Consider the following 25,209-nt stretch of genomic DNA (forward strand, 5'->3'; position numbering starts at 1 on the left):
GGCATGAACGCACCCCCCTTTCCCGGACGGGCCACGGCTGCATTCGTCGGCGCGCTCGTCGGGGCAGCTGCCGGAATGCTGCTCGTCACGGCCGCCGGGGCCCTGGCCTTGGAGGTCGACGGCGTGTTCGCCGCTCTGGGCATCGCCGTGCCCACGTTGTGCGGCGCCGTGGCGGGTGCGCTTCTTCCGCCAGGCCACTCACGCCTTCCGTCAGGTCACTCACGCTCGAATCCGAGGTAGTCACCCATGTCTCCCACCCGCGGCTCAGCCGCGCCCATTGCCCCGCCCGCACCGCCGGACCGGCCGGATCGGCCGCGCGGCGGCCGGTTCGGCGCCCTGGCCGGCTGGGCGCAGCGTCACCGCTGGGCCGCCCTGCTGCTCTGGGTGGCCGTCGTGGCCGCCGTCACGCTGGGTTCCGGGGCCGCAGGATCCGCGTACAAGGACGACTTCGCCCTGCCGGGCACCGACTCCCAAGCGGCCACCGACCTGTTCACGAAGCACGGCTCCGACCAGGCCGGCGACAGCGTCGACATCGTGCTGAAGGACGGCCAGGGCATCGAGGGCCGCAAGGCCGCCGTGGAGAAGATGCTGGCCGAGGTGAAGGGGCTGCCGGGCGTCGCCGATGTACGCAGCCCGTACGCCGATGCCTCCGCCGTGTCCGAGGACGGCACGATCGGCTACGCCACCGTGACGCTCGACGGCAAGGCCGAGGCCGTGCCCAAGGAGGACGTCACCGCGATCATCGACACCGCCAAGGGTGCCGAGGCGGACGGGCTCCAGGTCGAGCTCGGCGGCGAGGCCGTGCGCGGCGCCGAGGAGAAGGGAAGCCCGACCGCGGAACTGGCCGGCATCGTGGCCGCCGTGGTCATCCTCGGGCTGCTCTTCGGCTCTTTGGTGGCGGCCGCCGTGCCGCTGATCACCGCCCTCTTCGCGGTCGGCTCCGCCCTCGGCCTGATCGTTCTCGCCTCGCACGTCTTCACCGTCGCCGACTTCACGCCGCCCATCACGATGCTCGTCGGACTCGGCGTCGGCGTCGACTACGCCCTGCTGATCTTCTACCGCTACCGCCACGAGCTCACCCACGGCGCGGATCCGGCCGAAGCCGGGCGCAAGGCCCTGGACGCCGCCGGCCGCACGGTCTTCTTCGCCGGCTGCACCGTGATCATCGCCCTCCTCGGCCTGGTCGCGCTCGGCCTCGGCTCTCTGCAGGGCGTGGCGCTCGCCCTGGCCCTGACCGTGCTGACCACGATGGCCGCCTCGCTGGTCCTGCTGCCCGCGCTGCTGGCGATCTTCGGCAGGCGCATCCAGCGCCACGTCCTGAAGCAGGCCGCCAAGTCCGCGGCGAAAGGAAGGGTCGAAGGCCGCCGCTGGCGGGCCCTGGCCACAGCCGTGCAGCGCCGTCCGTTGCCCGCGCTGCTGGTCGCCGTCCTTGCCCTGCTGGCCCTGTCCGCACCGGCGCTGGGCATGCGCCTCGGCTTCGCCGACGCGGGCAACGACCCGAAGACCACGACCTCCAGGCAGGCGTACGACCTGCTCGCCGAGGGCTTCGGCCCGGGCTTCAACGGTCCGCTGGTCGTCTTGGCGCAGGGCGACGCGGCCGCCGGCCGGGCCGTCCGGGCCGAGCTGGCCAAGGCCGAGGGCGTGGCCGCGGCCAGCCCGGCGATGCCCTCGGAGGACGGCGCCCTGTCCACGGTGATCGTCTACCCGAAGACGGCGCCGCAGGACGAAGGCACCACCGACCTCGTGCACCACCTGCGCGACGACGTGGCCCCGGGCCTGGAGCGCGACACCGGCGCCAAGATCCTGGTCGGCGGCGCCACCGCCGCCTCCCAGGACTTCGCGGACACCGTCTCGAAGCGGCTCCCGCTGTTCGTCGCCGTTGTCGTCGGCCTGTCGTCACTGCTGCTGATGCTGGTCTTCCGGTCGATCCTGATCCCCGTCAAGGCAGCCCTACTGAACCTGCTCTCGATCACCGCCGCGCTCGGCGCCATGACCCTGGTGTTCCAGCACGGCTTGTTCGGGGTGCAGCCGGGGCCGATCGAAGCCTTCCTCCCCGTGCTGATCTTCGCGATCGTGTTCGGGCTCTCCATGGACTACGAGGTGTTCCTGGTCTCGCGGATCCACGAGGAGTGGGAGCGAACGAAGGACCACTCCCTCGCCGTACGGGAAGGACTGGCCTCCACCGGCAAGGTGATCACGGCGGCCGGGGCGATCATGATCGTGGTGTTCGGCGCCTTCATGCTGAGCGCCGACCGGATGCTCCAGCAGTTCGGCCTTGGTCTCGCCGTGGCGATCCTGGTGGACGCGCTGGTCATCCGCTGCCTGATCGTCCCGGCCGTCATGCAACTGTTCGGCAAGTGGGCCTGGTGGCTGCCCGCCCCGCTCGCCCGGTGGCTGCCCACGGTGGCGCTCGAGCGCCCTGCGGAAAGCTGACGACGGGCCTGTAAGGATTGCCCGCATGCGCTCGGCCGGGTGTCCGGCCGAGCGCATGCGCGGACGGTCGTTGAACCGGGCGGCGATCGCGGCGACCTTCCAGCCGGTTGTATCAGCGGAGCATCCGCCACGGAGAAGGGTCGTGGCGGATGTACCACTCGGTGGAGAGCAACTGTTCCCGTTCGGACGCCGGGAGGCCGGCGATCAGCCCCGGCGCGGCTCCCCGCTCCACCTCGGTGCGGTGCGCCAGTACCGCCGCGACCTTCTGCTCCAGCCAGGGGCCGACATCGACGGTCACGGTGATCCACTCGTCCGGAACACTGCGCATCGCCTTGCCCGTGGGAGCCAGGTGTCCGCCCCACACCCGCAGGGCCGAGTGCGGGTGCGCGGCCAGGTACAGGGCGCTCGGCTGCCAGGGCTCACCGGCGTCCGGGTAGAGCCGCTCGAGTCCGGCCGCCTCAACGGCGAGCATGGTCACCCGGTGCGTGTGCACATGGTCCGGGTGACCGGTCAGCCCGCCGTAGGCGTCATGGGTGACCACGATCTCCGGGCGGAACTCCCGGAGATGCGCGACCAGTTCACGCACCGTTTCGTCGAGCGGCGCATCGCAGAACCGCGCCCTGCCGGGGGCCGACCGCGGCACCCGGGCGTCGGCGTAGCCGAGCAGCCGCGGCTTGCCGGCCCGGAGGATCCGCAGCGCCTCGGCCAGCTCCGCGGCGCGTGGGGTGCCCGCGGCCCAGGTCGCCGTGACGACCGCGGTACGAGCGCCCGCGGCCGCGTGACGGGCGAGCACTCCGCCCGCCGACAGGGACTCGTCGTCGGGGTGGGCGAAAACCGCGAGCAGGCTCGGCACGGCCATCGGTCCGTCAGGCGTCGAAGCGGTGGCGGGAGGCCTCGATGTCACCGAGGTACCGGTGGGTCCAGTCGCACAGTCCGTCGATCGTCACTCGCAGGGCCTGGCCCGGCTCGGTGAGGGTGTACTCGACCCGCGGCGGCACGGTGGGGTGCACGCACCGGTCGACCAGGCCGTAGCGCTCCAGCATGCGCAGGTTCTGGGTGAGCATCTTGTGGCTGATGCCCTCCACCTCGTTCCGCAGCTCGCTGAAGCGCAGGGTGCGCTCGCCCAGCGCCTCGATGATCAGCAACGCCCACTTGTTGGCGACGTCGGAGAAGATCTCCCGCGCCAGGGAGTCCGCTCGCCTCAGGTCCGCCTCGTCGCGCGAGCCGCTGAACTGCTTGGTCACCATGAGGTTCCCCAGTCACTGAAAAGTGCGTTCTTCCATGTCAGAGCACACTCTCCTACGGTTCCCGAGTAACCACAAGAGAGCACGAGTCCCGGCACGACCGGGCTCACGCAATGAGGAGGCGGGCAGTATGGCCATCACCCTGGTGAATCCCGACGGACTTCCGGCAGTCGATGTCCTGCATCAGGTGTCGATCGCGACCGGGACAAAGATGATCTTCGTCGCGGGTCAGGTCTCCTGGGACGCCGACGGGGTCACGATCGGCGAAGGCGACCTCGCCGCACAGGTCGAGCGGAGTTACCTCAACGCCGGCACCGCCCTGGCCGCGGCCGGCGCCTCCTTCGACGACGCGGTGAAAGTGACCGTCTACGTCGTCGACTGGACCGCCGACAAGATGCCGCTCTTCCTGGAGGGCCTCTCCCGCGCGGCCGCGAAGCTGGGGGTCACCCCGAAGTCGCCCGCCTCGCTCATCGGCGTGGCGACACTGGACATCCCCGACCACCTGGTCGAGATCGAGGTCACCGCGATCCTCGACTGAACATCCGCCCGCCCGGCCCCGCCGCCGGCTCGGGAACGCCGGATCAACCACCCCGCACATGGCTCAGCAGTTCCTGGACGTGCCGCGTCGCGGGGTGCTCGGGCCCGAGGTGACGTTCGCCGGCGGTCAGGGCCCGCGCGAACAACTCCGCGCTCCTCTCGCGGTTTTGGGACCGGTGATGGGCGTAGGCGAGATTACTGAGGGAGAGCAGGGTGTCGGGATGGCCGGGGCCCAGGACGCGTTCGCGGTCGGCGAGGGTGCGCTCGTGGAGGGGGACGGCGCGGGCCGGGTCCCCGGTGAGTTCGTGGGCGCGGGCGAGGTTGTCCCGGCACAGCAGGGTGCGCAGGTCCTCGGGTCCGAGGACGCGCTGGCGGCCGGCCAGGGCGTGGATGTAGATCGGGATGGCGCGGGCCGGGTCGCCGGCCGCCTCGTACGCGCCCGCGAGGTTGTTGTGGCCGGCGTGGGTGTCGGGATGGTCGGGTCCCAGGACGCGTTCGGTGTCGGAGAGGTTCCGCTCGAACAACGACACGGCCCGGTCGAGGAGTCCCGCTTGCTGAAAGGCGCCCCCGAGATTGTTGCGGGAGGACAGGGTGTCGGGGTGCTCGGGCCCGAGCACGCGTTCACGCTCGGCGACCTGCTGCTCGAAGAAGGCCACCCGGTCCGTCAGTTCGTCACCGTCCTCAGGTGATCCATCCGCGGACCACGCGCCGTCTGTGCGCGACAGACCGATCCCCGCCATGGACCGGTCTTCCGCGGCTCGCTGCAACTGCCGCCGAAGCGCCCGCATCGTCCCGGCGCATCCCGCGCACGACTCTCCGGTCATATGGCATCCGCCCCTCGTCCGCCACCTGCTCACAGCGTAGGTACGACACCCGCGACGAGGGCATCCCGGAACAGGCCACGCCGCCGAAGCTCCGGAAGGGGATCGGTCACGGGCGCGCGGACCCGTCCCGTCAGACCCGTTGACCCCGCCATGGCAACCGCTTACCTTTTCGGCGGCCGCACGTTCGTAATCACAGATTCCGTTCGATATTCCGGACAGCTGGACGGATCGGACGGGATGGACGGACGAGCGGTCACCGCATGAGCCGCCCGCCCCCCTCAAGGAGTGTGTGTGAAATGAGACGTGTGTACGCGGTCCTCGTCGCCCTCTGTCTCGCGGTCGCCGCGGCCCTCGCGACCGCCGGACCTGCCGCAGCGGCACCCCAGACCATCACCAACGGCACCCAGTTCACGGACACTTCGGGCAACGCCCTGCACGCCCACGGCGGCGGAGTCATTAAGGTCGGCAGCTACTACTACTGGTTCGGCGAGCACCGCAACGCCGACAACACCTTCCAGTACGTGGACGCCTACCGCTCCACCGACCTGAAGAACTGGGAGTTCCGCAACCACGTCCTGACCCAGTCCAGTGCGAGCGAGCTGGCGAGTGCCAACATCGAACGTCCGAAGGTCATGTACAACGCGTCCACCGGCAAGTTCGTGATGTGGATGCACAAGGAGAACGGCACGGACTACGGCGAGGCGCGCGCCGCCGTCGCCGTGTCGGACACCGTGGACGGCAACTACACCTGGCAGGGCAGCTTCCGCCCGCTCGGCACCCACATGTCCCGCGACATCACCGTGTTCGTCGACACGGACGGCACGGGCTACATGATCTCCGCCGCCCGCGAGAACTACGACCTCCAGATCTACCGGCTCACCGCCGACTACACCGGCATCGCCGCCCTGGTCGCCGACCCCTGGCACAACGGCCACCGCGAGGCCCCGGCGCTCTTCAAGCGCAACGGCGTCTATTTCATGCTGACTTCGGGCGCCACGGGCTGGAACCCCAACCAGCAGCAGTACGCGACGGCCACGAGCATCACCGGGCCGTGGACCGCGATGACGAACATCGGCGACTCGACGACATTCGGCTCGCAGACCGCGTACGTCCTTCCCGTGCAGGGCACTTCGGGCACCTCGTACCTCTATATGGGCGACCGCTGGGGCAACGCCTTCGGCGGCACCGTCAACGACTCCCGTTACGTATGGCTGCCGTTGACCTTCCCGACGACGACCACGATGTCCATGTCCTGGACGCCGGAGGTCACCGTCGACACGACCGCCGGGACGGTCACCGGGGCGAGCGCCACGTACGAGACGCTGATCGCCCGGCACTCCGCCAGGTGCGCCGACGTGACCAGCCAGTCGCTGTGGCAGGGCGCCCAGATCAAGCAGTACGACTGCAACGGCGGCAACAACCAGAAGTTCTGGTTCAAGTCCCTCGGCAGCGGCTACTACCAACTGATGGGCCGGGGCAGCTCCCTGTGCCTGACCGAGGGCGCCACCAACGTCACCCAGGAGAACTGCACCGGCGCCACCACCCAGCAGTGGACGGTCACCGCCTCGGGCGGCTACTCCACCCTCAAGTCCCGTGCGAGCGGCGAGTGCCTGGACGTCAACGGCGCGTCCACCGCCAACTCCGCCGCGTTGATCACGTACACCTGCACCGGAGGAACCAACCAGCAGTGGACGCGCGGGACCTGACCGGGAGTCAGGCCAGCAGGTCGAGGGCGTCGAAGGACGTCCCCGCACTCAGATAGGCGGTCGTCCCCGAACCGCTCACCACGTCGATCTTCAGCACGTTGTACTGGCTGGTGTCCGCGAGCCACGCACTGGCCGGAACGCTGTAGGTGAACGTGTGGTTGTTGCCCCGGTACGAACCGACCGTCAGGGAACGGGTGCTCGGCTGGGTGGGCGGCGAGGGGATGGCCGACACCCAGCTGTTGACCGTGACGCGCGGTCGCCCGTTCGCGTAGGCCGTCGTCACCCCGATCCGCAGCGTGTGGGCGGCGGCGGCCTGCGCGGCGGTCAGCTTGAAGTACACCAGCAGACCGCTGTTGACGCCCTGCCAGATGTACGCCGGGAAGGACGCGGTCTCGCTGCCGCTGCCGATCACCACGTTGCCGGTCCAGGCGGCGGCCCGGGGGTCGGACGGGTGCGCGTACGTCATCAGCGCCGCGTTCTTGAACCCGCTCGGCGTGCCGTCCCAGGCGCCGATCCGCCAGATCGCGCTCGCGTTGGCCGGGTCGTTCGAGGAGGGGATCGCGATCGTGTTGAGGGTGGTCGTCGCACCCGCCGTCACCGTCACCGAGCTTGTGTAGACGGCGAGTTCACCTTTGAAGACGGTCAGCGTGTACGTCCCCGGAAGGACCCCGGAGACCGAGAAGTAGCCGTCGGACGCCCGCGCCGAACCCCAGTACTGGGCAGCCGAGTTGGCGAGCCCGACCGTATACGCGTACGCCGTGTCACGCCCCGAGATGCCGACGCCCGCCACCCGGCCCCGGCCGCCCGCGGCGACGTACCCGGAGATGCCGAGCGAGTCCACCCAGGAGGTGGTGAGGGTGCCAGGGAACAGCGCCGACGAGGGCGAACCGCCGTCCGTGAAGGCGATGACGTACGGACCCTGGAGACCGAAGCGCTGCGCCTCGGTCTGGTTCTCGCCGTAGTAGAGGATCTCGTACAGACCGCCGCCGTCCGCGCTCTGGTGCCGCAGCAGCGAGCGGTAGAACGGGCCGCCGGAGGCCTTCTCGTGGTTGGAGCGGACGACGTACAGGCCGACGCTTCCCGTCGTCCAGCCGACGTAGTCGTAGTCGATGACGCGGAGCTTCGAGTAGTGCTTCGAGCGGGTCTGGCCGTCGGACTTGGCGAACACGTCCGCCGCCTCGATGGTGGTGGGCGCGTAAGTGTAGGAATCGGGCTCGTCGTTGAGGAACAGGCCCGCCTTGACGCGCACGATGTAACGGGTCGCCGAGACCGAGGTGTCTGCCTTGTTGGTCCACACGTAGACGTTGTTCTCGCCGCTGCGGGCCGCGTAGTAGTGCCTCAGCGTGCCGTACGTGACGGAGACGAGGATCGTCGAACCGGACTGCGTGATCGTCACGGTGGAGGTGCCGAGGCCCGACTCGACGTGCGAGTTCTTGCCGTCGTACCCCTGGTACTCGGTGCCGCGGTAGACCAGCGAGGTCAGGTCGCCGTTGGTCTTGCTGACCTTGAAGACCAGGTTGGCGCCGGTGTCGATGACGTAGTTCGAGCCGTCGTCCGTGTAGCCGAAACTCGCGGCCTGCGCGGTGCCGGCGAGTGGGCCGGAGAGGGCCGCGCCGGCAGCGGTGGCCGCGCTGCCGAGAACGAAGGTGCGGCGGCGGACCGGTCTGCGAGCGGATCCGGACATGGGGGTGCCTCCTTCGGGAGGTGTGGGGGTGCAGGTGCCTGGCAGCGTGCCAGTTGAATCGATTTCGCGAAAGGGCTTTCGTTGGCAGGGAGTTGGAAGTCGTGTGAAATCGCGCCGGGCACTAGAAAGCGCTTGCCCAGCGCGGTACGGTCCAGCCGCCAGGTCTTGTCGTCCTGTTGGAGGAGCCGCAATGAGACGTTTCAACATCGCCGTGCTGGCGGCGGTGACGGCCGCCACCGCGCTGTCGGCGGTCACGCCGGCGCAGGCGCGCGAGGGAGGACCTGCCCTCGGCCTGGACAACTGCACCGCGAGCGCCTGTCACTTCGACGTCGGGCCCGGTACGTACGACGTCCGCGTGGTCCTCGGCGGGGAGGCCGCCGCCAGTACGAGCGTCAGCGGTGAGACGCGCCGCTCCCTGCTCCCGGAGACCGCCACCGAGGCGGGTCGCCCCGTGTCCCGCAGCTTCACCGTGAACGTCCGCACCCCCGAGGGCGAGCCGACGGGGACCGAGGGCACCCCCGGCCTCGACCTGGTGCTCGGCGGCACGGCGCCCGCGCTGGCCGACATCCGCGTGACCCCCGCCCGCCCCCACACCCGGCAGATCTTCCTGGTCGGCGACTCGACGGTCTGCGACCAGCCCGGCGACCCGTACTCGGGTTGGGGCCAGCAGCTTCCGCAGTACCTCCGCAAGGGCGTCTCGGTCGCCAACTACGCCGATTCCGGGGAGAGTACGGTCACCTACCTCGCCACCCCGGCGCTCTTCCCGACCGTCCAGCCGCTGATCCACCGGCACGACCTCGTCCTCATCCAGCTGGCCCACAACGACAAGACGACCGACGAGGCGACGTACCGCGCGAACCTCGAAACCCTCGTCGCGGGCGTCCGCGCTCGCGGCGGCGAACCGGTCCTCGTCACCCCGATCGTCCGCCGCTGGTTCAACTCGGACGGCACGCTCAACAACGGCACCGCACTGCTGGTGAACGGCCTCGGAGTCGACCACCCCGCCGTCACCCGCTCCGTCGCCGCCGCCGAGGACGTCCCGCTCATCGACCTCACGGCCAAGACCAAGGCCCTCGTCGAATCCCTGGGCGTCGAGGGCTCCAAGGCGCTCTACCTCTACAACGAGAAGCGCGACAACACGCACACCTCCGCGCACGGCGCGACGGTCTACGCGGGCCTGGTCCGCGACGAACTCGTCACCCAGGAACTAGTGCCGGAAGGCCTCGTAAGGGTGGGATGAGCTCCTGGGGCGTCCCGTCCGGAACCGGGGCGCCCCAGGTATCCCGTGACCGGCCCGTCTCGTGAGGGAGTCCCGCCCGATGCCAGCGCCCCTGCCGTCTGAGGTACCTGCGGTTCCTGAGGTTTCTGCGGTTTCTGCGGTTTCTGAGGACCGCATCCTCAGCCCGTACACCGGCTACACGCGCGCCCACTGGGAAGCGGCGGCCGATTCCCTCCTCGCCGCGGTCGAGCCGTACGCCATCGAGGGCGGCGCTCTGTACCACCTCCCCGGAGACCACACGAGCGCCTCCGGCCGGCTCTCGGACGGCCTGGAGGGCTACGCGCGCACACTCCTCCTCGCCGCGTTCCGCCGCGACGAGAAGACCCTGGAGCGGTACGCGGACGGCCTCGCCACCGGAACGTCCGGAATCTGGCCCCGAGTCGAGGACCGCAGCCAGCCGCTCGTCGAGGCCGCGTCGATCGCCCTCGCACTGCGCCTGACCCAGTCGCTGTTGTGGGACCGCCTCGACGACGGCGTACGGCAGCGGGCCGCGGCCTGGCTCGGCGATGCCCTGACGGCCGAACCCTGGCCCTGCAACTGGGAGTTGTTCCCGGTCACGGTCGGCGGCTTCCTCCAGGAGGTCGGCTACGAGCCGGACGCCTCGCGCGCCGCGATCGACCGCGGCCTGGACCGCATCGAGCAGTGGTACGTCGGGGACGGCTGGTACACCGACGGCGCGATCCGCGCCTTCGACTACTACAACGGCTGGGCGATGCACCTGTATCCGGTGCTGCACGCGTGGCTGGGCGACGACCCCCGGCTCCTCGACCTGTACGGCGGCAGGCTGTCCCGGCATCTGGCGGACTACGCCCGCCTGTTCGGCGGCGACGGCGCACCCATGCGCCAGGGCCGCTCCCTCACCTACCGCTTCGCGACCACCGCACCGCTGTGGCTCGGCGCCCTCACGGGCCGTACACCCCTCTCCCCGGGCGAGACCCGACGCCTGGCCTCCGGCGCCCTGCGCCACTTCCTCGACCGCGGCGCCGTCGACGACAGGGGCCTGCTCACTCTCGGCTGGCACGGCCCCAACGAGGCGCTCCTGCAAGCCTATTCGGGCCCTGCCTCCCCGTACTGGGCGAGCAAGGGCTTTCTCGGCCTCCTCCTCCCGCCGGACCACGAAGTATGGACGGCGACGGAGGAACCCGGCCCCACCGACCGCGCCGACGCGACCACCCCCGTCGCCCCGCCCAACTGGCTTCTCCAGTCGACCACTTCGGACGGCCTGGTCCGCCTCCACAACCATGGCAGCGAGGACGTCCGCTACGACCCGTTCTACACCCGGCTCGCCTACTCGACGGCGACGGAGCCCTCACCGTCGTACGACAACAGCGTGATCGTCGGCGACGACGCGAGCCGCACGGACATCGAGCCGCTGGGCACGGGTGAGGGCTGGGCGGCGTCCCGCCACACGGTGACGGAGGGCATCCGGGTCACCAGCCTGGTCGTCGCCCGAGGGGCGGTGGAGATGCGGGCGCATCTGGTGGCGGGGGCGGCGCCCGGGACGCCGGTGCGGGTGACGGGATGGTCGGCCGGTGACGGCCTGCACGCCGAAATCACCTCCGTGCACGGTCCCTTGACCGCGACCGGCGATGAGCCCGACTTGTTCGTCTCCCTCGCCCGCCTCACCGGCGAACCGGACCCCCTGCCCCTCGCGGAGCTGGTGTGCGTAGAGGTGGAGGGGGCGTACGAGGTGTGCGTGACCTGGGCTTCGGGGCCGCCCGCGCGGTTCAGGTTCAGGGCTTCAGACGGGCGATCCGCAGAGTCGTCGTGGTCGGTGACGCCCCTGTGAGCGGGCTCGCGTACGACGGGGTGACCGGGGCGTAGGCCCAGGTCAGGGAGCCGTCCTTCTGGACCGCGATGTCGCCCGTGATGCGGGCGGTGACGACCTTGTCCGCGCTCTGGAACTTGCCGTTCCAGTCGATGAGACGCAGGTGGGTGCCCGTGAAGGTCCCGGTGCAGGTGCCGCTCGCGCACTTGGCGTTCTTCAGGGTTTCCCAGGAGACGAGGAGGCGGTCCTTGCCGTACGGGGCTATGTGGACGTTGACGTGTTCGGTGCCGGGGGTGTTGGTGAGGTAGACGGGCTTGCCCGCAGGGGTGTTGCGGGTCTTGAGGAAGGCGACGGCCACCTGGTGGGTCGTCGTCTTCGGCTTTACCGTCCAGCCCCGGCCGCTCGCGTCCTGCGGGTTCTTGGCGGCGGAGGCGGCGCCACGGGAGCCGAACGCGGTGGCGTACCGGCCGGTCGAGGACTTCACCAACTCGCCGGTGCGGCCTGCGAAGGTGCCGCCGCAGTAGCCCGCCCAGCACTGCTCGCGCTGCACGGCCGGTGCGGTGTCGGGCGCGCCGATGCCCGTCGAGACGAACAGGCCCGAGCGCCAGTCGTCGAAGCAGAGCGAGGTGAACGCGCCGGTCGCCTCGGCGTGCAGCGCGATGCCCTCGTTGTGGCTGCAGCCCCAGCCCCAACCGCCGCTCAGCTTCGTGCCCTTGGCGCTGACGTACGCGAGCTTGTCGCCGAAGTGGCCGTCGGCGAAGCCGCCAGCGCCGTGGACGACGAAGTACGTGCCGTACTTCGTGCCGTTCCAGGTGAGCTGGCCGTCGAGGAGGGGCGCGGTGTCGTGCGACGCGGTGCCCGTGAGCTTCGTGACGAAGGTCTGCTTGCCGTTCGTGTAGCGGACGAGTGCCGCCGCCGTCTCCTTCCATTTGTTGGTGTCGGCGACGCGGGTGAGGAGGGCGAAGCCGTCGTTGTGGGCGACCAGTCCGCCGACTTCCTTGGCCCCCTTGACGACCGTGTCGGCCGCGGACCGCTTGCCCGCCGCGGTGAGCGGTGTGACGTGGATGCCGTCGGAGGCGGGCCAGGCGACGCGCAGGGTGCCGTTGGGGGCGACGGCGGTCGTGGTGCGGGTCCACTCGCGGGTGTTGTTGTAACCAGCGGACAGGTAAGGGAACTTGGCGCTCAGGGTCACGGTGGTGTTCGTGACGGCGAGGGTGCCCGTCGCGGCTTTGGCGGCCGCCGAGGCCTTCGCTGTCGCCGTGGGAGTCGGAGTCGGAGTGGGCGTGGGTGACGCGGCGGCGGTGCCGGCCGGGGTGCCGCTCGCGGTGGCCAGTGCTTCGGTGGAGGTGGTGGCAGACGCTTCGGCTGCCGCCGTGCCGCCACCTCCGCCGGCCTCGCTTCCTTCGCTGACCGAGTTCAGTGTGGCCGCCGTCGCGTACCATGCCCCGGCCAGCAGGGTCACGGCCGCGAGCGAGGCCACGACGGGCTTGCGGGCGGTGCGGCGGCGACGGTGCGTGGTCTTGCGTCCATCAGTTGCTGTGCGTCTTGCGTTGGTCATGCCGGGTAGTTGTCACCGGCGGGCGGGAGGTTGCCGCGCCCGGACAAGCCCCACTTGTGCGCACGGTTCGGCAGGCGCCGAAGTGTTCCGCCCCTAGCGTTGCCGCCATGAACGATTCCGCGCAGGAACCGCTGGAGAGTCCGGCCGCAGCCGTCGTAGCCATGGTGGAGCACGTCCTCGGCCTTGCGGCCACCTGGACCGCCTGGGACGGCGAGCCCACCCACGTCGACGACCGCGTCTACACCCCGCACAAGGCGATCCGCCGCGTCGCCGACCATCTGGTGGACCACCTGGCCGAGCTGGAGGCCCGTCTCGTCGGCGAGCGGCCGCAGCCCGACCACTGGCACGCGTCCGCGAGCACGACGGCGGCGGACCTCGCGCCGTTCACGCGGGAGGACCTCGACGAGGCCCGCAGCCGGCTCACCCGCCTCGCCCGGATGTGGGCGAACCGACTCGGTGCGCTGACCGAGGAGCAGCTCGACAACTCACCGGGGGAGGGCTGGAGTTTCCGCGAACTGGCCCTGCACCTCAAGGGATCCACGTACTACGCCGACGCCGTGGGGAAACTCGCATGACCCCCTTCTCCGCACTCCACCACACCGGCACACCCCTCCTCCTTCCCAACGCCTGGGACCACGCCTCCGCGACCGCCCTCGCCGCCCAGGGCTTCGCGGCGATCGGCACCACGAGCCTCGGTGCAGCCGCTGCCGCCGGTCTGCCGGACGGCACGGCGGCGACCAGGGACGTGACGCTGCGGCTCGCACGGCAGCTCGGCCGGGGGACCTTCCTGCTGTCGGTCGACGCCGAGGACGGGTTCCACCAAGACCCGCACGAGGTCGCCGAGTTGGCGTGCGAGCTGGCCGAAGCGGGGGCGGTCGGCATCAACTTGGAGGACGGACTCGCCTCCTCGCAGCTGCACGCCGCGAAGATCTCGGCGGTCAAGGCCGCCGCACCGGACCTGTTCGTCAACGCCCGCACCGACACGTACTGGCTCGGAGACGGCGGCCACACCGAGACCTGCCGCCGCCTCGACGCCTACCAACAGGCGGGCGCCGACGGCGTGTTCGTCCCCGGCCTGAGCGACGCGGCCCGGATCACCGACCTGGTGAAGACCGTCGACGTGCCGCTCAACATCCTCTACTCACCACTCGGCCCCACCGTCGCCCAACTCGGCGACCTCGGCGTACGCAGGGTCAGCCTCGGCTCGCTCCTCTACCGGCGGGCCCTCGGCGCGGCCCTCGACGCCGCCGCGGACATCCGGGCCGGACGACCACCACGAGGCGTCACCCCGACCTACGCCGAGGTGCAGGCGCTCAGCGACGCGGGTCCCCGGCCCTAGCGTCGGGCCAGTACTCCAGCGCCACGTGCAGGGCGTCCAACGCCCGCTCCCAGGAGGCCTGTACGTCCCTGGGGTCGCCGAAGCCGCCAATGGCTTCGAGGTTGCAGAAGCCGTGGAAGGTGCTGCGCAACAGGCGTACGGCATCGGTGAGATCGGGTTCCGACAGGCCGTACGCGCGGAGCATGCCGTACGTGACCTCGGCGGTGCGGCGGTACAGGCCGGCCTCGGCTGCGGCGGACGCGGGGGCGAGCTGCGTGTGCGTGGCGCGGTACCGTCCGGGCCGCTCCAAGGCGTACTCCCGGTAGGCCCCCGCGAACGCGACCAGCGCGTCCTTGCCCGCCCGCCCGGCCACGGCGCTCGCGATCCGGTCGATCATCTCGCCGCCCGCAAGGACCGCGATCCGCTCCCGCAGCTCCTGCACATTCCTGATGTGTGAGTACAGACTCGCGTCCTTAACCCCGAACCGCCGCGCCAGCGCGGACACGGTGACGTTCTCGAACCCGACCTCGTCCGCGAGATCGGCCGCGGCTTCCACGAGCCGGGTGACCGTGAGCCCGACACGCGCCATGAAGTGACCGCCTCCGCCCGCTGTGCATAGCTGCCTAGGCGCTCTAGGCAAAAGGCTAGTCTATGCGTCCGTCACCGCCCGTTCAGCGGCAACGCCGAGAAGACGTGGTCCTGCCAGAGGACGCGGGAGTTGTCCTCCGGGTAGGCGGTGACGGTCGGTTGTGTGTCGAGGAGTTGTACGAGGCGTCGGGCGTCGTCGTACGCGGGCCAGCCGGGGTCGCCGTGGGTGGCGAACGCCGTCCAAGCGTTGCGGATGTGGGCGGACAGCGCCTCTGCTTCCGGGGTGGGGGTCTCGCCGATCAGCGTGGCGGCCTGGGTGTCGCTCAGGTTGCCGAAGACGAGCGGGACGTCGAGGCCGTGGCAGGCGCCGAAGACGCCGCTCATGCCCGGGGCGGGCCAGGTCAGCTCGTAGACGTGCGCACGGCCGCCGGCCGCGGTCTGCGCCTGGGCGAGGTGGAGGGACGGCATGCGGAACAGCCAGTCGGAGTTGACCAGTTCGTAGAGTTCGTCCGGGCCGGCGAGGGGGAAGGCGGCGCGGTAGCGGTCGGCGCCGTCGGGGGCGGGGGCGAAGGTCCGCAGCGCGGTCGTCGCCTGTTCTTCCGTCACCTCGCCGAGCATGCCTTCGATCGTGGTGAACAGCCGCTGCTCTTCGCGGGTGTGGCCGACGAGGAGTTCGATGTCCCGGCCCGCGCCGTCGGCCAGCGCCTGCCATGGAGTGACCGGCAGGACGTCGCCGTCGACGACGGGGGAGAACAGGATGGATCGCTGCGCGGCCCCGCCCCAGCGGTCCGCCCACTGGGCCGCCTTGGCGATGACCGCGTCGCCTGCGGCGGCCAGTTCGGGCGGGGCCACGCCGGACAGGTCGGGCACCGTGGGCCGTAGCCCCAGCTCGTCGGCGCAGGCGGCGGCGATGTCGGCGGCGAGCTCCGGTGAGAAGAACGTTCCCGGCACGCTCATCGCGACTGCCCGGCGAAAGAGCCCGGCCGCACGCGGCATTGCCAGCAGAGCGGCGATCGACCCGCCGCCCGCGGACTCGCCGAAGACCGTGACCCGGTCCGGATCACCACCGAACGCCCGGATGTTGTCGCGCACCCACCGCAAGGCGGCGACCTGATCCAGCAGGCCCCGGTTGGCGGGCGCACCTTCGATCTGTGCGAAACCCTCAATACCCAGACGGTAGTTGAAGGTCACGACGACGACGCCGCCCTCCCGGGACAGCCGGCCACCGTCGTATTCCGGGAGGCCGGAGGTGCCGATCACGTAGGCGCCGCCCTGGATCCACACCAGCACCGGAAGTCCGGCGCCCGGGTCCGGTTCCGGCGACCAGACGTTGACCGTCAGCCAGTCACCGTCGCCCGCGGCGTCCCGCGACAGCGCGTCCATGCCGAACGCACCGGCCTGCGGGGGCGGCGGGCCGTACGACACGGCATCCCGTACGCCGTCCCAGCCCCGCACCGGCTGCGGTGCGGCGAAGCGGTTCGCGCCGACCGGCGGCTCGGCGAACGGGATACCGCGGAAGACCGCGAGCCCCGCCTCACGACTGCCACGCAGTGCCCCGGCGGCCGTGCGTACTTGGGGCGAGGACTCGGGTTCGATTCGGGACATGTGCCGGATCATCCCGGTGAATCGACAAGCGGGCCAACCATTTACGGACGGTCCTGACCGACGTTGGCCGTGAGCAGACGGAGCAGTTGCTTGGCCATGGCGTCCTGCTCGGGGGACAGGCCCATGGCGTCGCCGATGGCGAGGGGGACCGTACCTGCCCGTTCCCGGAGCCGGATGCCGGCTTCCGTGAGGTGCAGAGCGACGGAACGCTCGTCCTGCGGGCGTCGCTCGCGGCGGATCAGGCCGTTCGCCTCCAGGCGCTTGAGGAGGGGGGAGAGGGTGCTGGACTCCAGCTGGAGCGCGGTGCCCAGGGCGCTCACGGAGATCGAGTCCTGCTCCCACAGGACCAGCATCACCAGGTACTGCGGGTAGGTGAGCCCCAGCTCGTCCAGCAGTGGCCGGTAGCGGGCGGTGACCGCGCGTGATGCCGCGTAGAGGGCGAAGCAGAGCTGGTCGTCCAGGAGCAGCGAACCCTCTTGCGTCGGTTCGGTTCCGGTTGGGTTCACGTTGCGCCTCCTGGGTCCCGTCGGTCCTCCGCGCGACATTTTTGCCCCGCGTACGTAGGTTGGTTGGGTCTTGTGCGCATACGTCGATTCTGTCCTGTGCACGTCGACCTACCCTATCGTTCACGTCCTCTCGATTATATCGTCCCCTAATTAGTTGTGCACGACTTAATCGAGCGCTACTGTGAATGTGTGCCGCCGCTCCACGGCAAGAACACCGGCGGAGCCTGCCGCGGCACCCGATCCGAGGAGATCGCCATGACCGAGACCACCGCCCCCCGTCCCGTCCTGGAGCCCGCAGCCGCGGCCTTCGCCGAGGCGACCGCGAACCCGCCGTACCTGTTCGACCTGGCCCCGGCGGAGGGTCGTAAGGCCGTCGACGAGGTGCAGTCCGGCGACATCGCCAAGCCCGCCGTCGACGAGGAGTGGGTCACCGTGCCCGGCGGACCCACCGGGCAGGTGCGGGCGCGAATCGTCCGCCCCGCCGGCGCCTCCGGCACGCTCCCGGTGATCATCTACATCCATGGCGCGGGCTGGGTCTTCGGCAACGCCCACACCCACGACCGCCTGGTGCGCGAACTGGCCGTCGGCGTACAGGCCGCGGTCGTCTTCCCCGAGTACGACCTCTCGCCCGAGGCCCGCTACCCCGTCGCCATCGACCAGAACTACACCGTGGCCCAGTGGATCGTCACCGAGGGCGCGTCCCACGGTCTGGACGCCGCCCATATCGCGGTGGCCGGCGACTCCGTCGGCGGCAACATGTCCGCCGCGCTCACCCTGATGGCGAAGGACCGCGGCGACGTCCCCCTGGTCCAGCAGGTGCTCTTCTACCCGGTCACCGACGCCTCCTTCGACACGGCTTCCTACCACCAGTTCGCCACCGGCTACTTCCTGCGCCGCGACGGCATGCAGTGGTTCTGGGACCAGTACACGACCGACGAGAAGCAGCGCGCCGAGATCACCGCGTCCCCGCTGCGCGCCACCACCGAGCAGCTCACCGGGCTCCCCCCGGCCCTCGTCATCACCGGCGAGGCCGACGTCCTGCGCGACGAGGGCGAGGCCTACGCGGCCAAGCTCCGCGAGGCCGGCGTACCCGTCACCGCCGTCCGGTACCAGGGCATCATCCACGACTTCGTGATGCTCAACGCCCTGCGCGAGACCCATGCCGCGGGGGCCGCGATCGCCCAGGCGATCAGCACCCTGCGCACGGCCCTCGGTACCGTCTGACCGGACGGTACGTGGGCAAGGGAAGCCGAGGTTGAGGTGCGCGAACTACCCGAGGGACTGGTCACGCCGGTGCTCGTCGTCGACGTCGATGTGCTGGACCGGAACATCGCACGCATGGCGCAGGCGGCGGGTTCCGGGGGGTTCGCGCTCCGTCCGCACGCCAAGAGCCACAAGTGTGCGGAGATCGCGGAGCGTCAACTCCGCCTCGGTGCGAGAGGGTTGTCGGTTGCGACCCTGAGCGAGGCGGAGGCGCTCGCCCGGGCGGGGGTCGACGATCTGTTCATCGCGTATCCGCTCTGGCTCGACCGTGCGAAGGCCGGGCGTGCGCGCACGCTGGCCGACGAGGTCGCGCTGCGCGTCGGTGTCGACTCGGTCGAGGGCGCGCGGCGGCTGGGGGACGCGGTGCGGGGGAGCGACCGCCCGGTCCAGGCGCTGGTCGAGGTGGACTGCGGAACGCGCCGGACCGGGGTGCCACCCGCCGACGCGGGTCGGATCGCCGGGGCCGCCGTGGACGCCGGTCTGGACGTGCTGGGTGTCTTCACCTTCCCCGGGCACGGGTACGGCCATGACGCGGACGCCGCCGAGCGTGCGGCCCGCGACGAGGAGTGCTCGCTTGCCGAAGCGGCGGCGTCCCTGGGTGAACTCGGTCTGGGAGCCCGCGTGTTGAGCGGCGGCTCGACTCCGACGGCGGGCCACTGGCAGCCCGGCCCGGTCAACGAGCTCCGCCCCGGCGTCTACGTCTTCAACGACGCCCAGCAGCTCGCCATCGGAACCTGCACCGCCGCCGACCTGGCCCTGTCCGCCGCCTCGACCGTCATCAGCGTCCCCGCCCCCAACCGCTTCGTCCTGGACGCCGGCAGCAAGGTACTCGGCCCCGACCGCTCCCCGTGGGTCACCGGACACGGCTACCTCCCCGCCTACCCGGACGCCACGATCACCGCCCTATGGGAACACCACGCGGTCGTCCAACTCCCGGAGGGCGTACGCGGTCCGCGCCTGGGGGAGGTCGTGTCCGTGGTGCCCAACCACGTCTGTACGCCGGTGAACCTCGCGGACGAGTTGCTGATCGCCCGCGAGGGGGTGGAGGTCGACCGGTGGAAGGTGGCGGCGCGCGGCACCAACTCCTGAGCGCGGACCAGGACTTCAGCTACTTCGCGAACTCCACGAAGTCCGTCCATGCGGTGGGGGAGAGGGCGAGTTGAGGGCCGCGGGTGTTCTTGGAGTCGCGGATGTGGATGGTGGTGGGGCAGGTGGCTACCTCGACGCAGTCGCCGGAGTCATCGCCGCTGTACGTCGACTTGCGCCAGGCGAGGGCCACTTCGACGCAGTCGTCACCGGAGCTTCCGCTGTAGCTGCTCTTGAACCAGGCCAGGTCGGTCGTGCTCATAGTGCTCCTCGAATCCGCTCCAGCAGGCTCCGGGAATCCTCCGGGGTGAGAGCCTGTGAGCGCAGTTTCGCATAGCGCATGTGCAGCACACTGATCGTTTTCGGACTGGCGATGAACTGGCCGGACTCCTGGCCCTCGCAGTAGCCGAACCACTCGTTCTCGGGGGTCTCGGCCAACCGGATGGGGCCATTCAGCCCGGCGTGGACATCGCACGCCATCGGCAACAACTGCACCTCCACGTTGCGCAGTTCCATGAGCCCCAAGACATGGTCGATCAGCTCCCGCGTGACCTCCGTCCCCCCGGTCCGCCGCTGGAAGACGTACTCCTCGACGATGAAACTGAACGCCGTGTTGGGTCGCTCGCGCAGCAGCGTCTGGCGTTGCATGCGGGCCGTGAGCTGGGCCTCGATCTGCGATTCGGTGAGCAGGGGCACGCGTGCGCCGAACAGTGTGCGGGCGTAACCCTCCGACTGCAGAAGCCCGGGAACGAGCCGGTTCTCGTACGTGTACAGGCTGATCGCCTGCTCCTCCAGCTCGCCCCACTTGCGGAACCATGACGCCAGTCCCGCCTCCCTCCCCGCGTGCTTGTACACCTCCTGCAGTACGCCGAAGGCATCCAGGACCTCTTCCGCGCGCTCGACGAACCTGCGCTGTGGGAAGCGCCGCCCCTGCTCGATGGATGCCACCGTCCCCGGCTGGTACTGGACGAGCGGCGCGTACTCCTCCTGTGTGTAGCCAGCCCGCTTTCGGAAGGCCTTGTGTGCCGCCCCGAACGCCTTCAAACTGCCAGGCGGCTCGGGTTCGTTCGTGGTGGTCTCGATGCTCTCGATGCTGTCGGTCATGCCGGGAACTCCCGTGTTCCTTGGTACCAACCCCGCAAGTCACCAATGCTCACGGACAGTTACCCGAACTGTCCACTCCGTAACTGGTACAACGCGCACTGTACGAGTGGCGGACCTGGTCGACCCCCGTCCCCCCAGGGACCGTTGACCCATGCAAGGACACCCCCGGGCCCAAGTCCCCGTCACCCTCGGTACGTTCACCCAGCTCTACAGCTGCACCCCGCGAGGGGCCCGGCTCGCCCGCCGCCTGGTCGCGAACCGGATGCACGTCTGGGGGTTCGCGTACGACAGCGAGGTCAGCGAGACCGTGACCCTTGTCGTCGCCGAGCTCGCGGCGAACGCGGTGCGGCACGGGCGGGTGCGGGGGCGTGACATCCGCGTACGGCTGGTGCTGCGCGAGGACGTCGTACGGGTGGAGGTGGCCGACGGGCGGGCCGACCGGCTGCCCGTGCTCCAGGAGCCGTCGGACGGGGAGGGCGGGCGCGGGCTGCTGATCGTCGTGGCGCTCGCCGAGCGGTGGGGTGTGGAGCCGCGGGAGGACGGGACGTACAAGACGGTGTGGGCGGAGATTTCCGTACCCGAGAGGCTCAGGGGCATGGCCGGTAAGGGTCTGACGCCTGGGAATTGAGGGGGAGGAAGCTCACGATGGGGATAAAGTATGGACCATATGTTCGGTATCTCGTACAGGCGTTGTGTCTTGTTCACCTACCGTTCGGAAGGTCAGGGAACTGTGTGCTGCGCCCCCCACCGCAAGGCCCCCGGTTCGTGCCACTCAGGAGATCAACGTGCCTTCCACCACCCGTAGAGACTTCGCCAAAAAATCGACCGGCGTGGGAATCGCCCTTGTCGGAAGCGCCGGTGTGCTGTCCACCGCCAGCTCGTACGCGTACGCCGCCGAGACGGCCGAGGATGCCAAGAGCCGGGGCCAGGAGATCGACTCCACCGAGCAGGTCTCGCAGGCGCACCAGAGCAAGACCGGGTACGGTCCGCTGATCGACGACCCCGAGGGGCTGCTCGCGCTCCCCGCCGGGTTCTCCTACAAGGTGGTCACCCACGCCGGTGTCACCAAGATGGAGTCGGGCGAGTTCACGCCGAACAAGCACGACGGCACGGCGGCCTTCAAGGGCACCCGCGGTTCCACTCTGCTGGTCGTCAACCACGAGATCCGCGACGACCGCGCGAACACCGCGTTCCCCGTGCCGCTCACCCCGGGACTCGTCTACGACCCCAGCGCCCCCGGCGGCTGCACGGTCGTCGAGATCTCCAAGGACGGCGAGTGCGTGCCCGAGTGGGTCGGCATCGCGGGCACCCAGCAGAACTGCGCGGGCGGCCGCAGCCCCTGGGGCACCTGGCTGACCTGCGAGGAGAACTCCGCCAAGGTCGGCGACGCCGGTATGACCAAGGCGCACGGCTACGTCTTCGAGGTCGACCCGTACGACCGCCGTGCGAACAAGGACCCCAAGCCGATCAAGGCGCTCGGCCGCTACGACCACGAGGCCGTGGTCGTGGACACCAAGCGCGGTCACCTGTACCTCACCGAGGACGCGGCGGGCCCCAACGGCCTGCTGTACCGCTGGACGCCGCCGAAGGGGTTCAAGCACGGCCGGGGCAAGCTCCGGACCCTCTCCGACACGGCCGGCGCGCTGGAAGCCTTCAGGTGCACCGACTCCAAGGGCCAGTACGTCGACGACCTGTCCCGCGCCACCAAGGCGGGCACCTCCTACAGCGTCAAGTGGGTGGCGGTTCCCGACCGTGACGCCAAGACGGTCCCGACGCGTCAGCAGTTCACCGGCACGCAGGTCACCCGCGCCCGCAAGCTGGAGGGCATGTGGTGGGCCGACGGCGGCGCCTACGTCGTCTCGTCCTTCGCCCGCGAGGAGAGCCCGGTCCAGCACGACGGGCAGGTGTGGTTCTACGACCCCGCCCGTGGCACGCTGACCCTCAAGCTGATCCTCGGCGTCAACCCCGACCCCGACGCGAACGACGGCGTCCTCGACGGTCCGGACAACATCACCGTCTCCCCGTACGGCGGTGTGATCCTCGCGGAGGACGGCGAGGGCATCCAGCACCTCTTCGGCGCCACGGAGTCGGGCAAGACGTACCCGATCGCCCGCAACGAGCTGAACGACGGCACGGCCGAGGACCCGTCGTACAGCGAGTTCGCCGGCGTCGTCTTCTCGCCCGACGGCAAGACGCTGTACGCGAGCATCCAGAACCCCGGCATCCTGCTGGCCATCACCGGCCCCTGGCGCTACCAGCGCTGACACCACCCGTCGCGGGAAGTCCCCAACTGTCGTGACATTCGCGGCAGTTGGGGTAAGTGCGTGTGGCTGGTCCATACCGCCGCACCCGAGTCGCCGAGCGGTCACCCCACAGCCGTTCAACGTTCATGTTTCACATCGAGTCTCCATCTCGCGCGCCCGCATATGCGGGAGCCGAACTCAGGAGGCAGACATGGGGCACGGACACGCTCACGGGCACGGTCATCACCACCACCACGACCACACCCACGATCACGCTGACGCTCACGAAGGCACGGCTCTGCCCGCCGCCCTCGACACCTCCGTGCCCGACGAGGCCCTGAGCCCCGACCAGCAGTCGCGCCGTACGATGCTGCGCCGGACGGGTCTGCTGGGCGCGGGCCTGGCCGCGAGCGGCGTCCTCGCCCAGGGAGCGGCGGCGGCCCCCGCGTACGCCTCCGAGAGCCGTCGCAGAACGAACGGCTTCCTCTGGCTGGCCGGTGACCACCACATCCACACGCAGTACAGCAGCGACGGCAAGTACCGCGTCTCCGACCAGGTCCGCCAGGGCGCCCGGCACGGCATGGACTGGCTGGTCATCACCGACCACGGCAGCGAGACGCACGCCAAGATCGGTGTCGACAAGGTCAACCCGGACATCAAGGCGGCCCGGGAGGAGTACGAGGACACCCTCGTCTTCCAGGGTCTTGAGTGGAACATCCCGGGCGCCGAGCACGGCACGGTCTTCGTGCACCCCGGCAAGAACGAGGTCAGCGTCCTCAAGGCGTTCGAGACCGACTACGACGGCAGTGTGAAGGGCGCGAGCGGCTCCTCGCCCGCGAACGAGGCGCTCGCCGTCGCGGGTCTCGCCTTCCTCTCCGAGCAGGTGCAGCGGCGCAAGATCAAGGACGCGCTGATGCTCGCCAACCACCCGGCGCGGCGCGGTGTCGACTCCCCGCACGAGATCCGCGGCTGGCGCGACGCGACCCCCGGCGGCAAGCAGATCGCCATCGGCTTCGAGGGCGCGCCCGGCCACCAGGCCGCCGGCATCGCCGCGCCGACCGGCATGGGCCGCGCCCGGGGCATCTACGACAACAACCCGAGCGCCGACTCCTTCGCCGGCTACCCGCTGGAGAGCTACCGCACCTGGGGCGGCTTCGACTGGATGACCGCCACCGTCGGCGGCCTGTGGGACAGCCTCCTCGCCGAGGGCAAGCCCTGGTGGATCACCGCCAACTCCGACTCCCACCAGGTGTACACGGACACCGCCAAGCGCGGCGGCCCGGACACCGACTTCAACCTCAACGGCAAGCACACCGACCCCGTGTACAGCGGCAAGGTCGACCTCACCCAGGGCGACTACTGGCCCGGCCAGTACAGCCGCACGCACGTCGGCTCCGACGGCTTCTCGTACGCCGCCGTCATGGACGGCATCCGCGCCGGCCGTGTCTGGGTCGACCACGGGCAGCTCATCGGCGGCCTCGACGCGCGGCTCTCGGGCAGCGGCAAGTGGGCGACGCTCGGCGGCGCGCTGCACGTCAAGAAGGGCACGAAGGTCACCCTGACGGTCGATATCGCGCTCGCCGACACCCCCAACTGGGCAGGATTCGTACCGAAGTTGGCCCGCGTGGACGTCATCCAGGGCGATGTCACCGGCGCGGCCGCGGACAAGGACACCTTCAGCGCGCCGACGGCGAAGGTCGTCCAGTCGTACGAGGTGAACAAGACGACCGGCACGGTCCGGATCACGTACTCCCTCGGCCAGGTCGACCGCCCGCTCTACGTCCGCCTGCGCGGCAGCGACGGCAACCGCTCCGCGACCGGCATCAACGGCGCGGCGGTCGACCCCAACGGCCCCGCCCTCGACGTCGTCGGCGACGCCGACCCGTGGGTCGACCTGTGGTTCTACTCCAACCCGGTGTGGGTCCTGCCGTCGTGAACCAGCCGCACGTCATAGGGGTCGACACCCATCTGTCGGCCCTGTCCGAAGCCGATCACCTGCTCCAGACGCTGACCGCCGAACTCACCCTCCCCGAGGGCTCGTTCGGCTGCACGCACCTGGTGCGCGGTGATCGGCCGCGGGTCGCACTGTCCTTCGCGGTCCCCTCGCAGGCGGTGCTGAACGCCGTCCGCGAGTGGCTGACCGCCAAGGGGTACGAGGTGTCGCCCGAGGCCCCGGACGCGGTGGGCCGCGCGGTGCTGTACCCCGGCGCCGCGGAGCTCACGGGCACGGTGACGGTCGCGGAGTTGCTTTCCAGCTCCGCGATCGACCGCGTCACGGTACTCGGCACGCCCGGCGAACCCGCCCCGGACCAGCCGCTGGTCACCCGCGATCACGTACGCCCGCAGTGGCGCGACGGAGAGCTGGTCCTGACGGCGATGCCGGCGGCGGGCGGCACGCTCGTGCCGTTCGAGGTGCCGGATCCGACGCCTTGCTGTGCGGATCACTGAACTGGCGGATCACTG

24 protein-coding genes are annotated in these 25,209 nt (G+C 70.3%); 14 read left to right on the top strand and 10 right to left on the bottom strand.

Translation table 11 applies throughout. The features are described 5' to 3' along the window. Positions 1-3: 3 nt before the first annotated feature. On the top strand, positions 4-240 hold the full coding sequence (locus OG219_RS37230) for a hypothetical protein (RefSeq protein ID WP_266834106.1): 237 nt from the start codon (positions 4-6) through the stop codon (positions 238-240). Positions 241-246: 6 nt separating this feature from the next. Beyond that, positions 247-2,433, top strand: a complete 2,187-nt coding sequence (locus OG219_RS37235; RefSeq protein WP_266834108.1) for an MMPL family transporter — start codon at positions 247-249, stop codon at positions 2,431-2,433. A gap of 112 nt (positions 2,434-2,545) precedes the next feature. Here the strand turns inward: OG219_RS37235 and OG219_RS37240 are convergent, their stop codons facing one another. Beyond that, a complete protein-coding gene (locus OG219_RS37240; protein WP_266834110.1) occupies positions 2,546-3,292 on the bottom strand; it encodes a PIG-L family deacetylase in 747 nt (248 codons plus the stop codon). Positions 3,293-3,299: 7 nt separating this feature from the next. Then, positions 3,300-3,680, bottom strand: a complete 381-nt coding sequence (locus OG219_RS37245; RefSeq protein ID WP_266834112.1) for a helix-turn-helix domain-containing protein — start codon at positions 3,678-3,680, stop codon at positions 3,300-3,302. 127 nt (positions 3,681-3,807) lie between these two features. On the opposite strand from OG219_RS37245, the gene OG219_RS37250 reads away from it, so the two are divergent. Continuing rightward, positions 3,808-4,215 carry a RidA family protein gene (locus OG219_RS37250; protein WP_266834114.1) on the top strand — a complete coding sequence of 136 codons (408 nt, stop codon included), beginning with the start codon at positions 3,808-3,810 and terminating at the stop codon, positions 4,213-4,215. Between the two features lie 43 nt (positions 4,216-4,258). Here OG219_RS37250 and OG219_RS37255 read toward each other — a convergent pair whose 3' ends face one another. After that, positions 4,259-5,038: a tetratricopeptide repeat protein gene (locus OG219_RS37255; RefSeq protein WP_266834116.1), complete on the bottom strand. Its 780-nt coding sequence runs from the start codon at positions 5,036-5,038 to the stop codon at positions 4,259-4,261. 296 nt (positions 5,039-5,334) lie between these two features. Here OG219_RS37255 and OG219_RS37260 point away from each other — a divergent pair, with 296 nt between their 5' ends. After that, positions 5,335-6,744 (top strand): RICIN domain-containing protein, encoded by a 1,410-nt coding sequence (locus tag OG219_RS37260; protein WP_266834118.1) that lies wholly within the window; start codon positions 5,335-5,337, stop codon positions 6,742-6,744. Positions 6,745-6,751: 7 nt separating this feature from the next. Here OG219_RS37260 and OG219_RS37265 read toward each other — a convergent pair whose 3' ends face one another. After that, positions 6,752-8,428 carry a rhamnogalacturonan lyase B N-terminal domain-containing protein gene (locus tag OG219_RS37265; protein WP_266834120.1) on the bottom strand — a complete coding sequence of 559 codons (1,677 nt, stop codon included), beginning with the start codon at positions 8,426-8,428 and terminating at the stop codon, positions 6,752-6,754. Between the two features lie 190 nt (positions 8,429-8,618). Here OG219_RS37265 and OG219_RS37270 point away from each other — a divergent pair, with 190 nt between their 5' ends. Then, the gene (locus tag OG219_RS37270) at positions 8,619-9,668 is read left to right on the top strand and encodes a rhamnogalacturonan acetylesterase (RefSeq protein WP_266834122.1); all 1,050 of its coding nucleotides are present in this window, start codon (positions 8,619-8,621) and stop codon (positions 9,666-9,668) included. 79 nt (positions 9,669-9,747) lie between these two features. After that, entirely contained in the window at positions 9,748-11,496 is a 1,749-nt protein-coding gene (locus OG219_RS37275; protein ID WP_266834124.1) for a DUF2264 domain-containing protein, read from the top strand. Here the strand turns inward: OG219_RS37275 and OG219_RS37280 are convergent. Further along, positions 11,441-13,033: a hypothetical protein gene (locus OG219_RS37280; protein WP_266834126.1), complete on the bottom strand. Its 1,593-nt coding sequence runs from the start codon at positions 13,031-13,033 to the stop codon at positions 11,441-11,443. The genes OG219_RS37275 and OG219_RS37280 overlap by 56 nt on opposite strands. Positions 13,034-13,140: 107 nt before the next feature. On the opposite strand from OG219_RS37280, the gene OG219_RS37285 reads away from it, so the two are divergent. Next, positions 13,141-13,608: a hypothetical protein gene (locus OG219_RS37285; protein WP_266834128.1), complete on the top strand. Its 468-nt coding sequence runs from the start codon at positions 13,141-13,143 to the stop codon at positions 13,606-13,608. Then, a complete protein-coding gene (locus tag OG219_RS37290) occupies positions 13,605-14,372 on the top strand; it encodes an isocitrate lyase/phosphoenolpyruvate mutase family protein (protein WP_266834130.1) in 768 nt (255 codons plus the stop codon). The genes OG219_RS37285 and OG219_RS37290 overlap by 4 nt, the downstream gene beginning before the upstream one ends. Here OG219_RS37290 and OG219_RS37295 read toward each other — a convergent pair. From OG219_RS37295 to OG219_RS37305, 3 genes are all read right to left on the bottom strand, one after another. Beyond that, positions 14,347-14,940 carry a TetR/AcrR family transcriptional regulator gene (locus OG219_RS37295; protein WP_266834132.1) on the bottom strand — a complete coding sequence of 198 codons (594 nt, stop codon included), beginning with the start codon at positions 14,938-14,940 and terminating at the stop codon, positions 14,347-14,349. The genes OG219_RS37290 and OG219_RS37295 overlap by 26 nt on opposite strands. A gap of 71 nt (positions 14,941-15,011) precedes the next feature. Beyond that, positions 15,012-16,544 (bottom strand): carboxylesterase/lipase family protein, encoded by a 1,533-nt coding sequence (locus tag OG219_RS37300; protein ID WP_266834134.1) that lies wholly within the window; start codon positions 16,542-16,544, stop codon positions 15,012-15,014. 41 nt (positions 16,545-16,585) lie between these two features. Next, positions 16,586-17,050 carry a MarR family winged helix-turn-helix transcriptional regulator gene (locus OG219_RS37305; RefSeq protein ID WP_266834136.1) on the bottom strand — a complete coding sequence of 155 codons (465 nt, stop codon included), beginning with the start codon at positions 17,048-17,050 and terminating at the stop codon, positions 16,586-16,588. A gap of 255 nt (positions 17,051-17,305) precedes the next feature. Here OG219_RS37305 and OG219_RS37310 point away from each other — a divergent pair, with 255 nt between their 5' ends. Next, positions 17,306-18,274: an alpha/beta hydrolase gene (locus tag OG219_RS37310; RefSeq protein ID WP_266834138.1), complete on the top strand. Its 969-nt coding sequence runs from the start codon at positions 17,306-17,308 to the stop codon at positions 18,272-18,274. Positions 18,275-18,310: 36 nt separating this feature from the next. After that, the gene (locus OG219_RS37315; protein WP_266834140.1) at positions 18,311-19,402 is read left to right on the top strand and encodes an alanine racemase; all 1,092 of its coding nucleotides are present in this window, start codon (positions 18,311-18,313) and stop codon (positions 19,400-19,402) included. Positions 19,403-19,421: 19 nt separating this feature from the next. On the opposite strand, the gene OG219_RS37320 is transcribed toward OG219_RS37315, so the two are convergent. Both OG219_RS37320 and OG219_RS37325 read right to left on the bottom strand, forming a co-directional pair. Next, positions 19,422-19,661, bottom strand: coding sequence for a DUF397 domain-containing protein (locus OG219_RS37320; protein WP_266834142.1), 240 nt, complete (start codon positions 19,659-19,661; stop codon positions 19,422-19,424). Beyond that, positions 19,658-20,503, bottom strand: coding sequence for a helix-turn-helix transcriptional regulator (locus OG219_RS37325; protein WP_266834144.1), 846 nt, complete (start codon positions 20,501-20,503; stop codon positions 19,658-19,660). The genes OG219_RS37320 and OG219_RS37325 overlap by 4 nt, the downstream gene beginning before the upstream one ends. A gap of 151 nt (positions 20,504-20,654) precedes the next feature. Between OG219_RS37325 and OG219_RS37330 the strand changes: the two genes are divergently transcribed. From OG219_RS37330 to OG219_RS37345, 4 genes are all read left to right on the top strand, one after another. Next, positions 20,655-21,131, top strand: a complete 477-nt coding sequence (locus tag OG219_RS37330; protein WP_266834146.1) for an ATP-binding protein — start codon at positions 20,655-20,657, stop codon at positions 21,129-21,131. 157 nt (positions 21,132-21,288) lie between these two features. Continuing rightward, a complete protein-coding gene (locus OG219_RS37335; protein WP_266834148.1) occupies positions 21,289-22,767 on the top strand; it encodes an alkaline phosphatase PhoX in 1,479 nt (492 codons plus the stop codon). Positions 22,768-22,957: 190 nt separating this feature from the next. Beyond that, positions 22,958-24,682, top strand: coding sequence for a PHP domain-containing protein (locus tag OG219_RS37340; protein ID WP_266834150.1), 1,725 nt, complete (start codon positions 22,958-22,960; stop codon positions 24,680-24,682). Next, positions 24,679-25,194, top strand: coding sequence for a hypothetical protein (locus tag OG219_RS37345; protein WP_266834152.1), 516 nt, complete (start codon positions 24,679-24,681; stop codon positions 25,192-25,194). The genes OG219_RS37340 and OG219_RS37345 overlap by 4 nt, the downstream gene beginning before the upstream one ends. Positions 25,195-25,209: the final 15 nt, after the last annotated feature.

It is taken from the genome of Streptomyces sp. NBC_00038, assembly GCF_026343635.1.
In the GTDB taxonomy this organism is placed as follows: domain Bacteria; phylum Actinomycetota; class Actinomycetes; order Streptomycetales; family Streptomycetaceae; genus Streptomyces.